This window comes from Nocardia brasiliensis ATCC 700358 (genome assembly GCF_000250675.2).
GTDB lineage: Bacteria > Actinomycetota > Actinomycetes > Mycobacteriales > Mycobacteriaceae > Nocardia > Nocardia brasiliensis_B.
Genome location: NC_018681.1, coordinates 3,135,831 through 3,148,570 on the forward strand (window position 1 = coordinate 3,135,831; position 12,740 = coordinate 3,148,570).

The 12,740-nt window shown below is 69.9% G+C and carries 12 protein-coding genes; 3 read left to right on the top strand and 9 right to left on the bottom strand.

Annotation, left to right across the window (positions count from 1 at the left end):
• Positions 1-28: 28 nt before the first annotated feature.
• Entirely contained in the window at positions 29-949 is a 921-nt protein-coding gene (locus O3I_RS14220) for a MerR family transcriptional regulator (RefSeq protein WP_014983624.1), read from the bottom strand.
• A 68-nt stretch (positions 950-1,017) separates the two neighbouring features.
• On the opposite strand from O3I_RS14220, the gene O3I_RS14225 reads away from it, so the two are divergent.
• The gene (locus tag O3I_RS14225) at positions 1,018-1,665 is read left to right on the top strand and encodes a maleylpyruvate isomerase family mycothiol-dependent enzyme (RefSeq protein ID WP_014983625.1); all 648 of its coding nucleotides are present in this window, start codon (positions 1,018-1,020) and stop codon (positions 1,663-1,665) included.
• A 30-nt stretch (positions 1,666-1,695) separates the two neighbouring features.
• Here O3I_RS14225 and O3I_RS14230 read toward each other — a convergent pair whose 3' ends face one another.
• From O3I_RS14230 to O3I_RS14250, 5 genes are all read right to left on the bottom strand, one after another.
• Positions 1,696-2,589, bottom strand: coding sequence for an SAM-dependent methyltransferase (locus tag O3I_RS14230; protein WP_041563781.1), 894 nt, complete (start codon positions 2,587-2,589; stop codon positions 1,696-1,698).
• A 181-nt stretch (positions 2,590-2,770) separates the two neighbouring features.
• Positions 2,771-4,087 carry a lipase family protein gene (locus tag O3I_RS14235; protein WP_014983627.1) on the bottom strand — a complete coding sequence of 439 codons (1,317 nt, stop codon included), beginning with the start codon at positions 4,085-4,087 and terminating at the stop codon, positions 2,771-2,773.
• Between the two features lie 235 nt (positions 4,088-4,322).
• Positions 4,323-5,207: a biotin-dependent carboxyltransferase family protein gene (locus tag O3I_RS14240; RefSeq protein ID WP_014983628.1), complete on the bottom strand. Its 885-nt coding sequence runs from the start codon at positions 5,205-5,207 to the stop codon at positions 4,323-4,325.
• A complete protein-coding gene (locus tag O3I_RS14245) occupies positions 5,204-5,860 on the bottom strand; it encodes a 5-oxoprolinase subunit B family protein (RefSeq protein ID WP_014983629.1) in 657 nt (218 codons plus the stop codon). The genes O3I_RS14240 and O3I_RS14245 overlap by 4 nt, the downstream gene beginning before the upstream one ends.
• A gap of 10 nt (positions 5,861-5,870) precedes the next feature.
• Complete coding sequence (locus O3I_RS14250; RefSeq protein WP_014983630.1) at positions 5,871-7,148, bottom strand: MFS transporter; 1,278 nt, start codon at positions 7,146-7,148, stop codon at positions 5,871-5,873.
• 151 nt (positions 7,149-7,299) lie between these two features.
• Here O3I_RS14250 and O3I_RS14255 point away from each other — a divergent pair, with 151 nt between their 5' ends.
• The gene (locus tag O3I_RS14255; protein WP_014983631.1) at positions 7,300-8,007 is read left to right on the top strand and encodes a GntR family transcriptional regulator; all 708 of its coding nucleotides are present in this window, start codon (positions 7,300-7,302) and stop codon (positions 8,005-8,007) included.
• 4 nt (positions 8,008-8,011) lie between these two features.
• On the opposite strand, the gene O3I_RS14260 is transcribed toward O3I_RS14255, so the two are convergent.
• Positions 8,012-9,109: a helix-turn-helix domain-containing protein gene (locus O3I_RS14260; protein ID WP_014983632.1), complete on the bottom strand. Its 1,098-nt coding sequence runs from the start codon at positions 9,107-9,109 to the stop codon at positions 8,012-8,014.
• An 88-nt stretch (positions 9,110-9,197) separates the two neighbouring features.
• Between O3I_RS14260 and O3I_RS14265 the strand changes: the two genes are divergently transcribed.
• Positions 9,198-10,574 (top strand): FAD-binding oxidoreductase, encoded by a 1,377-nt coding sequence (locus tag O3I_RS14265; RefSeq protein ID WP_014983633.1) that lies wholly within the window; start codon positions 9,198-9,200, stop codon positions 10,572-10,574.
• A 96-nt stretch (positions 10,575-10,670) separates the two neighbouring features.
• Here the strand turns inward: O3I_RS14265 and O3I_RS14270 are convergent, their stop codons facing one another.
• Positions 10,671-11,528, bottom strand: coding sequence for a PaaX family transcriptional regulator (locus tag O3I_RS14270; RefSeq protein WP_014983634.1), 858 nt, complete (start codon positions 11,526-11,528; stop codon positions 10,671-10,673).
• Positions 11,509-12,738 carry a kynureninase gene (locus O3I_RS14275; protein WP_014983635.1) on the bottom strand — a complete coding sequence of 410 codons (1,230 nt, stop codon included), beginning with the start codon at positions 12,736-12,738 and terminating at the stop codon, positions 11,509-11,511. The genes O3I_RS14270 and O3I_RS14275 overlap by 20 nt, the downstream gene beginning before the upstream one ends.
• Between the last annotated feature and the right edge of the window lie 2 nt (positions 12,739-12,740).

Sequence of the window (12,740 nt, forward strand, 5' to 3'; positions counted from 1 at the left end):
CCGAACCCGGATCGTCCGGCCCGCTTCGTTACTCGGTGCGTACCGAGCAGTGCAGCGCGTCGAACATCCAGTGGTGGATCGCGCCGATCGTGGCGGTGACGCCTGTGACCTGCGCGGTGAGCCGCCAGTAGCGTTGTAGCCGGGGATCCGGGTCCGTCGCGCCGACGAGCAGTTCCCGGCGGAATCGCGGCGTGTCTCGGCGCCCGCGGGCTGCCGCGTGCGCGGCCACGTATTGGTCCAGCACGGTTCCGGCACGCGGCTTTTCCGCCGCGGCGACGAGCGGCGCCGCCGCTTCGCAGGCCTGCGCCACCGCCGTCACCAGCTGTCGCTGATCACCGACGTCCGCTCGGTTGGATCGCCAGATCTGGTGTGCCATGGCCGTTTTGACGTCCGTATCGGTCGCGAGAACGCTGAGTTCGGCGTACGCGAGCACGTGTTCCGGCGCCGGTTCCCCCGGTAGCGGCGCGTGCATATCGATGAACGAATCGAACAGTCCGCCGGGCAGCGGACCGAGGATGGGACGCCACAGCGCGACCAGCGTATCCAGCACGGTGTCCCGATCATGTGCTGCCGCAAGCAGAGCCACGCGCTCGGTGCGTTCGCCGGGGGACGCGTGCTCGATGGCGAGCAATGCCGCCCGGCGCCAGCGCAACGCGTCGAGCTCGGCCTCGACGGCGGCCCGCTCCACCGCGACCGCCGTGCCGAGGGACTCGGCGCCGCCGAGCACCCGCACGATCGTGGGCAGCGGCACGTCGAGCGCCCGCAGTCGGCGCACCAGCAGCAATTGGTCGATCGCGGCCGGCAGGTCGAAGATCCGGTGGCCGGCCCCGGTCCGGCGGTAATCGAGAACGCCGCTGTCGCAATAGAACCGGATGGTGCGCACGGAAACGCCGGTCCGCTCGGCCAATTCGCCGATGCCGGCCACCGGGGTGGATGTGTCCTCGGTCACAGCAGCTTGCACCTCCACTCGGCTGGAGTTCCTAAGGTAGTGCAACCACGAGCGAGAGGGACTTACCGATGCGGCACACCGGATCCATGACCACCGAGGACATTTGGCGGGCGACCGCCGCCGAACGGGTCGCACTCGCGGACCTGCTGGCGGGGCTCACCGAGGAGCAATGGGATCACCAGTCCCTGTGCTCGCGGTGGCGGGTCCGCGACGTGGTCGCGCATACCGTGCAGACCACCCGCGCACATCTCGGCTGGATCCTGGTGAATCTGGCCCGGGCCCGTGGCAATGTCGACCGGGCGTTGTGTGAGGTCGCGATCCGGCACGCGGACCGGGTCGGGACGCGGGAATTGCTCGCGGAACTACGCGCGAGCGTGCCCGCGCGGTTCGTCCCGGTCGGCACCGTGCCCGCCGACCGGCTGCTGGACGTGCTGGTGCACGCTCAGGACGTCGCGGTACCGCTGGGTATCGAGCACCCGATGCCCGCCGCGGCGGCAAAGGTTGCGCTGCAACGGGTCTGGGCGACGGCGGGCCGGTTCGGGATCGCCGAGCGGTTGGCGGGTGTGCAGTTGGCCGCCACCGACGCCGAGTGGTCGGCGGGCGAAGGAGCGCAGGTGCACGGCACCGCGGGAGCGCTGCTGCTGCTCGCCACCGGCCGCCCCGCGGACGGGCTGCTCAGCGGGCCGGGGACCGCGGTGCTGGCCGACCGGCGATGAACGGGCCGCCCGCGAGCAGCCGGTGGCTGCTCAGGCGGGTTTGCGGGCGCTCAGGTATCGGATGCCGTCCATCATCTGACTGAACGGTTCCGGGAGCACCGGAGCGGCTCGGTGGTAGACCGCGGCCAGCCGCTCGGGCCGGAGGGCGCTGGTGGTCCAACCCTGTGCGGTGAGCCAGCTTTCGGCGTCGGCGCGGTCGTCGGTGTAGAAGAGGGCGCCGAAGTCGACCTTGTCGTAGATGGTGTCGCGCAGGTGTTCGGCTTGATAGGCGGTGACCTGCTGGAGATCGACCGTGCTGTCGAAGGTGTCGGTGGCCAGACTGCTGCCCGGTGCGGACAGGTCATCGATGCGGTGGAACAGGGCGTCCTGGGCCGCGCCCGGCAAATAGGGGAGCAGCCCCTCGGCCGACCAGACGGTGGGGACGGCCGGATCGAACCCGGCCGCCAGCAGTGCGGCGGGCCAATCGTCGCGGAGATCGACGGCGACTTCCCGGCGATTCGCGCGGGGGACGGCACCGGCCGCGGTGAGCACCTGGCGTTTGAAGTCGAGCACCTGCGGCTGGTCGATCTCGAAAACGGTCGAACCCGGCGACCAGTCCAGCCGGTAGGCGCGCGCGTCCAACCCCGCGGCCAGGATCACCGCCTGCCGGACTCCCGACTGTCCCGCGGACAGGAACAGATCGTCGAAGAACTTGCTGCGTAAGCCGAGGTAGCCGTCCATCAGCGGCGTGCCCTGCCAGCGCTGCGGGTCCCGGACCAGCGCTGTCGTGGCCGGGTCGCCGGCCGCCTCGACGAACAGGGCGGCGTATTCGTCGCGGATCAGGGCGTCGGGCCGTCCGGTCTCGATCGCGCGGGCGGCCGCGACCTGCAGCGCGGTCATCCCCACGCTGCTGACGATGTCCCAGGTATCACCTTCGGTACGCATGATGCTCTCCTCGAAGTCCTCGAATGACCGGTGCGACAAGCTACTTCGGACGTCTCCAGCCGCGAATCCGCTTGTCGGCGTGGCAATTACATTGCTGTCTACAGAGCCGAGCGGGAAACGAGTTCGATCATACGACTGACTGGGACGGTCGTGCTAGAGCTGTGCTGCGGGCACCGGCGGATCAGCAGGTGGTGGGGCCGGGATCGGCGCCCGCGACGACCGCGGTGAGCCAGAGCAGCGAGGGTTCGTAGCCGATGAGTTCGGCCGAGATGTGTTCCGAGGCGGGGACTCTGAAGAAGCGCAGGTTGGCGCCCGCGGCGCAGTAGTGCTGCACGACCGGTTCGATCGACGGAATCGGGATGATCGGATCGGTGGTGGAGTGCCACATCGCGATCGGCACATCCGGGGTGTCCCCGTAGCCGAGGCTGTCGCGATGCAGCACCGACTGGACATCCGGGTCGAGGAAGGCCTGTGGATCCTTCAGATAGTTCTTCAGCGGTCGCCACGCGCCGGTGGCCGCCGCGGTGTAGAGGCAGCGGTGCGAGATGTCGTTGGCGACGGTCATGCCGTCGGGGGTGAGGAACTTCTCCAGTGGCAGCTCGTCCGGGAACTCCCTGGACAAGCCGATGAGCCAGATCCAGCCGACGAAATCGGACTGTCCCGCGATGCCGGGGCCCGCGTCCATGGCGAACTGCGTCATCGCGTGCTTGTCGCCCGGCACACCACCCTGGGCGCTGCCCTTGACCGGCAGTTCCGGGGCGTAGCTGCGATGCAGCTCAGCCGCCCAGGCCGTGGCGCTGCCACCGCCGGAGTAGCCCCACAGTCCCACCGGCGCGTCGGCCAACCCGAGTCCGGCCCGGCGGACCGCCCGGGCGCCGTCGAGCACCATCCGGCCCTCGCTCGGCGCGAGCGTGGTGCTGGTCTTGCCGTTGAAGTCGGGCACCGAGACCGCCATGCCTTCGGCGAGGAATTGCAGCAGCAGCTGGGTTTCCTTCATCGTGCCCGCGCGCAGGGTGTGCGAGGGGTTGCACGCCGGATCCAGGCCGTCGATCGCCTCCTGGTAGGAGATGACCGGTCGCGGCGTCGGCCCGAGCCAGGGGATGCCCGGGATCAGCACGGTGGTCGCCGTGGTGATCGGGCGATCGTGGCTGTCGGTGCTGCGGTAGAGGATCTGTTCGGTGTGCACCGGCGGCCACGGCACGCCGAGCAGATAGCTCGTCACCACGCGTTTGCGGACGACATCGCCGTTCGCGTAGGCGCCGAGGTCGGCGGGATCGTCGTACCACCGGTCCTCGCCCGGCATGGGCACCGGAATGAACCGGTAGATATCGGTTTCGCTGGGCAGCGGCGGGAATTGGTTCTCGTCCGGCCGGTTCGGCCAGGTGGGCGCCGGATTTCCGGGCACATCCGGTGCGGCGGTCGCCGTCCCGGTCACCGCGAGCGCGGCGGCGAGGGTGAGACCGACGGCGAAGGTCGCGGAACGAAAGCAGAGCAGCATTGCGTCTTCCTCACGGGCATTGATGGGCACCTGAGTCAGGGGCCGCGCGTGGCGGCCGCCAACCGGGACTCAGGGAGTGCCCGACCGACCGAACGAGCACTCATTCCACCCGACCTGTCGCCCGGGTGTCACTACGCACTCGCTCAGTATTTGCCCACTTCGCACTGTGCACTGTGCATATATGTAACCGTCAATGCACAGGCATTGCCCGAGTGTTCCGACCTGCGGGCGAGTCTCAGAGCTCGACGAGCCGGAACCGCAGCTGCTGGCCCGGACGCAACTGGGCCAGCAGGTCCACATCGGCGCTGACGACGGTGCCGACGACCGGATAGCCGCCGGTGATCGGGTGGTCGGCGAGGAAGACGACGGGTTCGCCGCTCGGCTGTACCTGGATGGCGCCGAGCGCCATGCCCTCGGTGGGCAGTTCCTTGTCGTTGATCCGGGTCAGCGGGGGATGGTCGCCCACTCGGGTCAGGCGCACCCCGACGCGATCGGCGCGGTCGGTCATCGCCCAGGTGCCGGTGCCCAGCGCCCGCGGATCGGTGAACCAGTCGTCGCGCGGACCGAGCAGCACGCGGACCTCGACGGTCCCGGTGTCGGGCGAAGGTACCGGTGCCACAGCGACATTCGGCCACGGGTAGGTCCGTGCCGACCCCACCGCGAGCTCGGCCCCGCCCGCCAGTGCCGCCGGCCCGAGCCCGGCCAGCGTGTCCGTGCTGCACGAGCCGAGCACCGGTTCGGCCGCGATGCCGCCGCGCACGCCGACATAGACGCGCAGGCCCGCCGTGGCCATACCGAGCTTCATCCGCTGACCGGCAGTCAGGGCGAGCACGGCGGCGCGCGCCTGCGGGACGCCGTCCACCGTGATCGGCGCGTCGGCGCCGGTGACCGCCAGCAGGACCGGCGCGAGGGCCGTCAATTCCAGTCCGCCGAGCAGTGTTTCGATGCCCGCCGCCTGCTCGGGATTGCCGACCAGCCGATTGGCCAGCTTCAGCGCACCGCGGTCGGCCGCACCGGACACACCGACGCCGATGGCGAACCAGCCGGGCCGGCCCAGATCCTGGATGGTGCTCAATGCCCCGGCGGCGTCGACCCGTAACGCGGCATGTCCCGCACTCATGCGGCGGCCTCCTCGGTGAAACGGACTCGGGTACCTGGACGTAACAGGGACGGTTCGGTCCGGGTGAGGTCCCACAGGCGAAAGTCGGTGGTGCCGATGATCTGCCAGCCGCCGGGTGAGCGCCGCGGATAGACGGCGCTGTACCCGTCGGCCAATGCTACCGAGCCCGCGGGCACCGAGGTGCGGGCCTCGGCCCGCCGCGGCACCGCGAGCCCGGTGTCCGTGCTTTCCAGGTAGCCGAAACCCGGTGCGAATCCCACGAAGGCGCAACGCCATTGCGCCTTCGTGTGGGCCTCGACGACCGCGCGGGTGTCGGTGCCGAGCAGTGCCGCGACGGCGGCCAGGTCTGGTCCGTCGTAGCGGACCGGGATGATGATCGCGGCGGGCACCGGCGCTTCGGATGTCGCCCGCTCGGGTGACTGCGCGCGCCGGAACAGTTGGCGCAGCCCGTTTTCCACGGCCCGGCCGTCCGCGCTGTCGGTCAGGGTGACCAGCACCGTCTGCGCCGCGGGCAGCACATCGTGCACCCCGTCGGGCAATTCGCACCGCAACAGGTCGACGAAGGCGACGAGGTCGGCGTGGTCCGCGGGGGCGACCAGCAGCGAACGGTCACCCGCGGGCAGTATCCGCAGCGGCACGGTGGTCACCGGCATCCCTTCTCGCTCAAGCCAGTTCGCGGCCACGGGTCTCCGGCAGGCCGAACAGTGCCAGCACGGCGATCAGGTAGCCGAGCGCGCCGAACATCATCGCGCCGGTCAGGCCGAACGCGGTGGACGCCAGAAACCCGACGGCCGTGGGGAAGATCGCGCCGACGCCGCGCCCGAAGTTGTAGGTGAAACCCTGTCCGGTGCCGCGCGAAGCGGTCGGGTACAGCTCGGACAGGAACGAGCCGAAACTGGAGAAGATGGCCGCGGTACAGAAGCCGAGCGGGAAGCCCAGGATCAGTACCAGGGTGTTCGCCCCCTCGGGGACCTGGATGTAGGCGATCATGAAGGCCAGGGACAGTACGGCGAACAACTGGATCGTGCGCTTGCGCCCGAGCCGGTCGGCGAGAATGCCGCCGGTGACGTAGCCGAGGAACGCGCCGCCGATCAGCAGGAACAGATAACCGCCGGTGCCAACGACATTCAGGTGCCTGCTCTTCTTCAGATAGGTCGGCAGCCAGGTCGCGAGGGTGTAGTAGCCGCCCTGCACGCCGGTGGCCAGCAGCGAGGCGAACAGGGTGGTCCGCAGCAGGTCGCGCCGGAAGATGGCGAAGAACGACCCGGCCTGCTTACCCGCCGATTCGCGGCGCTGGGTCACGGCTTCGGAATCGGTCAGATTGCGCCGCACCCAGACGATCAGCAGCGCGGGCAGTGCGCCGGTCCAGAACAGCACCCGCCAGGCCAGATCCTCGTCGACGAAGTGGAAGACCAAGGTGTAGACGAGCACCGCCAGACCCCAGCCCGCGGCCCACGCGCTCTGCACGTAGGCCACCGCCCGGCCCCGGTATTTGGACTGCGCGTACTCGGCGACCAGGATCGCGCCCGCCGCCCATTCGCCGCCGAAGCCCAGCCCCTGGAACGCCCGGAACACCAGCAACGTCTCGAAATTCGGTGCGAAACCGCACAATACGGTGAACAGGGTGTAGGTCGCGACGGTCAGCTGCAGCGTCCGTACCCGTCCGATCTTGTCGGCCAGCACACCCGCCAGCGCGCCGCCGAGCGCGGACACCAGCAGCGTCACGGTGGTGAGCAGCCCGGCCTTGCCGGAGCTGATGGCGAAGTAGGACGTGATCGCGCCGAGCGCCAGCGGCAGCACCTGGAAGTCGTAGGCGTCCAAGCCATATCCGCCGAACGCGCCGAGGAAGGCGCGTTTGCCTTTGGCGCTCATGGTTCGGAACCAGTCGAACGGCTGCGAGGTCCCGGCGGAGTCCGCCGGAATGTCCGTGGAAAGGGTCATGATGCCTCACAAATCTCTAGCTCAGAGCGACCTACGTCACAGCAGAGTACGGATCGTTGAACGATTCTGCAATCCTAAAGTCGGATCGTCGGCTGGCAGTGCGATCTGGGCTATGCTCGAACGGCAAAGCCACAGGTCCGCGGAGGTTTGGATGACGACACCGGTAGATCGGCCCGATCCCGTCTACACGGCCCTTTCCGAACACAAAGGTCTGCTGACCCGGTCCAGCCGCAGCTCACAGACCGCCGATATCGTCCGCGCGAGCATCCTGGACGGCTCGCTGCGGCCCGGTTCCCGCCTTTCCGAGCCCGATATCTGTGCGGCGCTCGGTGTTTCGCGCAATACCCTGCGCGAGGCCTTCCGCTCGCTGATCGAAGAGCGGCTGGTGACCCACGAACTCAACCGCGGCGCCTTCGTCCGGGTGCCCACCTCCGACGATGTCGCCGAGCTGTACCAGTGCCGGCGCATCGTCGAGTGCGCGGCGATCCGCGGATTCGACCGCGCGGCAACCGAATCCGACGAGCTCGCGGCCGCGCTCGCGCGCGCCGACGCCTGCGCCGCGGAACAGGATTGGACCGGGGTCGGCACCGCCGACATCGATTTCCACAAGGCGATCGCCGCGCTCAATCGCAGCAAGCGCCTCGACCAGATGATGTCGAGCGTGTGGAACGAACTCCGCCTGGTCTTCCACGTGATGGCCGATCCGCTCACCTTCCACGAGCCCTACCTGGCCCGTAATCACGAGATCCACCGCGCGCTGCTCGACGGTCGCGGCGCGGAGGCCGAACAGATGCTGGCCGACTACCTCACCGACGCCGAAACGCATATCCGGTCCGCCTACACGCGCGTGGTCGCCTGAGCGGTCAGCGCAGATACCATCCGGTGCTGCCGACCGGTATCTCCTGTTGCATGCGCGGAACATGCTGGTCGAAAAACAGTTTGGCGGTCAGCTCGGCCCGGCTGCGCACCTCGAGCTTGCCGAAGATCCGTTTGACGTGATCGTCGACGGTGTGCGCGGACAACGTGAGCAGCTTGGCGATCTCGGTCCGCGCATAGCCGCGCGCGAGCAGCCCGACCACGTCCCGCTCGCGCGGAGTGAGCCGGTAGGTGTCGGCGACCAGTGCCGCGATCTCCACCGGGCGGGTGGCCTCGATGAGCACCGAGAGCTGATCGGTGGCGCCCGGTAGCCGCTCCGCGTGCAAGGTCATCCAGCGCCCGCTCCTGGTCCGGGTCCTGGCCCGCGCCGGGCCGGGGCGAGACCAGGCTTGATGTGCCAATGTCATGACGCAGAACGGGATTTCGCGGTCCGCGTCGACCCCGTCGTCGATCTGCGCCAGCCAGTGCCCGGCCGCCGCGGTCATGGTGACCGGGTGCAGGTCGGGCGTCAGCAGCAACAGCCCCGGCCCGGTGACCGCGTCCTCGGTGGCGATCTCGGTGAGCACCATCTCGCGGCGGATCGCGTCGGCCACCGAGGTGGTGGCCGCGCCCGCGAGTTCGGCGTCGGCCGCGGCGAAGTCCGGGACGTCCGCACCGCGGAACAGGACCAGCGCGCCCCACACGTTGCCCTTGTCGCCGAAGAGGATGCGCATCTCGCGGGTCATCCCGCTCGGCACCAGGATCTCCCGGTAGTGCCTGCTGCGCTCGGGGTGCCCGTCGGTGGCCGTAGTCAAGGTCATCGCCCGGTGGGGGCCGCGGGCCAGGGTCGGCAACGCGAGCGCGTCCTGGCCGCCCGCCTCGATCTCGAGCATCGCATCCATGTACTCGAGCGGCAGTCCGTTGCGATGGCAGCCGCCGGTCGGCAGCACCGAACCGGGGTCGACGGTCAGCACGCACCACGCATCGAAGGGCACGGCCTCGCGCAGCACCGCCGTCACGGCGCGCTCCAGTTCGACCGCGCCGGACACGGTCCGGCAGACGCGGTCGACGCCCGCGGTCACCCAGTCCAGGGATTTCTCCGGCATGGGTCTCAGTATCGTCCGTCGCGCGGCCGTGCCGAACCCCCGGAATCGGGGATGGTCGTGCCCGACTCGGCTGGCGAGGCTTTTTCGCATGACCAGTTACGCCGCCGGGCTGTCCGGCTTCACGGGCACCCTCGTCCGGCCCGATGATCCGGACTATCACGCCGCGCGCCGGCTCTGGAACGGTGCCATCGATCGCTACCCGGCCGTCATCGCGCGTTGCCGGACCGCGGCCGATGTCGCGCTGGCGGTGCGGTTCGGCCGCAGGCACGAATTGGCCATCGCGGTGCGCGGCGGCGGGCACAGCTTTTCCGGCCTGTCCATGTGCGAGGGCGGCTTGGTCATCGACCTGGGTGCGATGCGCGCGGTCGAGATCGATCCGCGCGCCCGGGTCGCCCGGGTCGGGCCCGGGGTGCGGTGGCAACAGCTGGACGCGGCGGCCGAGGCGGTCGGTCTGGCGGTGCCCGGCGGCGAGGTCTCGCATACCGGCGTCGCCGGGCTGACCCTCGGCGGCGGCATCGGCTGGCTGTCCCGCCGTCACGGTCTCAGCTGCGACAACCTGATCGCCGCTCAGCTCGTCACCGCGGACGGCGAGATCGTGGAGGTCACCGCGGACACCCACCCGGAACTGCTGTGGGGCCTGCGTGGCGGCGGCGGCAACTTCGGGGTCGTCACTCGTTTCACGATGCGGCTGCATCCGATTCCGGTGCCGATGTTCGCCGGGGCGGCGCTGTATCCGCTGGCAGCGGAGCCGCTTTCGGTGTTCCTGGACGTGGCCCGGAGCGCCCCGCCCGAACTCGGATTGAACGCCGCGCTGATCACCGCGCCGCCCGCGCCGTTCGTGCCGCCGCAGTTCCACGGTAAGCCGGTAGTGGCGCTGGCGGCCTGTCACACCGGCGATTTCGCGGCCGCGCAGGCGCTGGTCCGGCCGCTGCGCACAGCGGGCGCACCGCTCGCCGACCTGTTCGGGCCGATGCCCTACACCGCGTTGCAGACCATGGTGGACGACGCCGCCGCACCGGGACTCTGTGCCTACGGTCGCTCGGAATGGCTGGGCCCGCTGGATGATACGGCGGTCGCCCGTTTGATCGCGGCGGCCGAACAGAGCACCTCGCCGATGTCGCAACTGCTCGTGCGGATCGCGGGCGGCGCGATCGCGGACGCGCCCGCCGAGTCCGCCGCCTTCCGCTTCCGCACCGCCACCGCCCTGCTGACCGTCGCCGCCGTCTGGCCGGGGGCGACCGAGGACAGTGCGGCCCATCGCAATTGGACGCGGGCGACGTGGGAGGCGATGCGCCCGTGGTCGGCGGGCGGCGGCTACGTCAACCACCTGGGCAACGAAGGCGAGCACCGCGTCCGGGAGGCCTACGGCGAACCCGCGTGGCAGCGGCTCGTGCGGCTCAAGCGCGCGGTCGACCCGGACAACGTATTCCATCTCAACCAGAACATTCCGCCCGAGAGCCGTTGAGGCGCAATGGTCACCGCGTGGGGTGCCAAGGCGCTGGGTGGTCTCGACCGGCGGGGTGATCCTGACAAGCTGGTCGGCCCGCCGCGGCGCGCAGCCTCAGGACACCATCGTTTTGACCCAGCGCCGGCTCGGTGCCAGGCACCGGTGCTGCGCGTCGGCGAAGAGCCGGACCGCCGCCGGGCCCGGCCACTGCGCGGGCAGCATCCGCTGCGGCAGACCGGGATCGAGATAGGGGATCACGCGCCATTCGTCGAGCGCGGGGACGAACCGTTCGAAGGCGTCCCGGTCGCTGAGCTCGGCCGGATCGAGCAGAGCGTGATGCCGGGCGAGGAAGGCGCGGTACCGCGCGGCGAGGTTGGGCAGGTCCCACCACTGCGCCGCGACCGCTGTCAGCGAGCCGGGCACCGAAAGGTCCACCGCGCGAAAGGTGGTCACGTACTCGTCGAGGCCGAGCGCGCGCACGATGGCGGTGACCTCGTCGGCCAGATACTCCGGACAGATCCACAGGCCCGGCGAGACGGTGCCGCAACCGATCGATGTCAGCCGCCGCCGCAGCTGGTGCCGGGCGGCGCGCTCGGTTTCCGGGATACCGAACGAGATCAGATGCCACGCATCGGTATCGGTCATCTGCCGGAAGCCGAAGATGCGCGGATCGCCGCGCAGGTACATCGCCTCGGCGGCCGCGGTGACGCGGTAACCGCTGCGCCCGCCGCGGGATTCGGCCGCCAGCACGCCCTTGCTCTTGAGGCGGGCGACCGCCGTCCTGGTGCTCGGCTCCGGCACGCCGAGCCGGGCGAGCATCGCGCCGAAATCGGCGATCGCGATCCAGCCGCCCAGGTCACGTACGTAGGCGCCGATCACCGTCCGGGCGAGCGAGGTGGCGCTGCCCGGCCGCGAGTCGATGTCGTCGAGGACGGCACCGGCGGTCGCGGGATCAGGGTGCGGTGAGTTCATCGCGAATGGCCGACACTCCGGCGCGTACTTCGGCGAAGGTGGTGCTGAGCGGGCTCAATCCGATCCGGATACCGTGCGGCGGACGGAAGTCGGGAATGACGCCGCGCTCCCAGAGTCGCGCCGTGACCTCCTGAAAACGGGGATGATCGATCGTCACGTGGCTGCCGCGGCGGGCCGGATCTACTGGCGAGGACACCGTTACACCCAACGGCACCAGCCACGCGTGCGCAAGATCGAGGGCGAAATCGGTTAATGCCAGCGATTTCGCGCGCACCGCAGGCATGCCGGCCGCGTCGATCAGGTCGAGCATGTCCTGGATCGGCAGCATGCCGACGATCGCGGGCGTCCCGCTGATCAACCGCCGGATACCGGGTGCGGGCCGGTAGCCCTGCGCCATCGCGAAAGGATCTTCGCGGCCCATCCACCCCCAGATGGGCTGGGTGAAATCGGCGAGATGGGTGCTGTGGATATAGCCGAACGCCGGTGCGCCGGGGCCGCCGTTGAGGTACTTGTAGGTGCAGCCGACGGCGAAATCGATGCCCCACGAGTCGAGTTCGAGCGGCACCGCGCCCACCGAGTGGCACAGGTCGAGCAGCAGCAGGGCGCCCGCGTCGTGGGTGACGGTCGCGATCGCGGGCGCGTCCAGCAGATACCCCGACCGATAGGCGACGTGACTGAGCACGACCAGCGCGGTGCGTTCGGAAACGACCTGTGCCAGTTCGCCGGCCGTGACGCCACCGGTGAATTCCGGCTCTATCCAGCGCAATCGCAGCCCGAGGTCGGCCGCGATCGATTCGAGCAGGTACCGATCGGTGGGGAAGTTGTCGCGGTCGAGCACGATCTCGGTGCGGCCGGGTCGCTGTGCGAGCGCGCCCCGGGCCAGCTTGTAGAGCAGCACGGTGGTGGAATCGCCGATGGTGGTCTGCCCGGCGGCCGCGCCGAGTACCGTGGCGCCGATCCGGTCGCCGATCGTCAACGGCAGCTCGTACCACTGTTCGTCCCAGCCCCGGATGAGCCTGCCGCCCCACGCCTCGGTGACGAACTCGGCGAGGCGGTCGGCGCTCGCCCTGGTCGGCCTGCCCAGCGAGTTGCCGTCGAGATAAGCGACGATCGCGGGGTCGTCGCTGCCGAGGAAGCGGCCCGGGTAGTCGCGCAGCGGGTCGGCCTCGTCGAGAGCCTTGGCGCGCGTGGCGAAGTCGTCGGTGGTCATGG

Coding starts and splice junctions, on each gene's coding strand:
- O3I_RS14255 (WP_014983631.1), top strand. CDS start 7,300: ATGACGACACCGGTAGATCGGCCCGATCCCGTCTACACGGCCCTTTCC.
- O3I_RS14225 (WP_014983625.1), top strand. CDS start 1,018: ATGCGGCACACCGGATCCATGACCACCGAGGACATTTGGCGGGCGACC.
- O3I_RS14230 (WP_041563781.1), bottom strand. CDS start 2,589: ATGCGTACCGAAGGTGATACCTGGGACATCGTCAGCAGCGTGGGGATG.
- O3I_RS14270 (WP_014983634.1), bottom strand. CDS start 11,528: ATGAACTCACCGCACCCTGATCCCGCGACCGCCGGTGCCGTCCTCGAC.
- O3I_RS14250 (WP_014983630.1), bottom strand. CDS start 7,148: ATGACCCTTTCCACGGACATTCCGGCGGACTCCGCCGGGACCTCGCAG.
- O3I_RS14240 (WP_014983628.1), bottom strand. CDS start 5,207: ATGAGTGCGGGACATGCCGCGTTACGGGTCGACGCCGCCGGGGCATTG.
- O3I_RS14235 (WP_014983627.1), bottom strand. CDS start 4,087: ATGCTGCTCTGCTTTCGTTCCGCGACCTTCGCCGTCGGTCTCACCCTC.
- O3I_RS14275 (WP_014983635.1), bottom strand. CDS start 12,738: ATGACCACCGACGACTTCGCCACGCGCGCCAAGGCTCTCGACGAGGCC.
- O3I_RS14265 (WP_014983633.1), top strand. CDS start 9,198: ATGACCAGTTACGCCGCCGGGCTGTCCGGCTTCACGGGCACCCTCGTC.
- O3I_RS14245 (WP_014983629.1), bottom strand. CDS start 5,860: ATGCCGGTGACCACCGTGCCGCTGCGGATACTGCCCGCGGGTGACCGT.
- O3I_RS14260 (WP_014983632.1), bottom strand. CDS start 9,109: ATGCCGGAGAAATCCCTGGACTGGGTGACCGCGGGCGTCGACCGCGTC.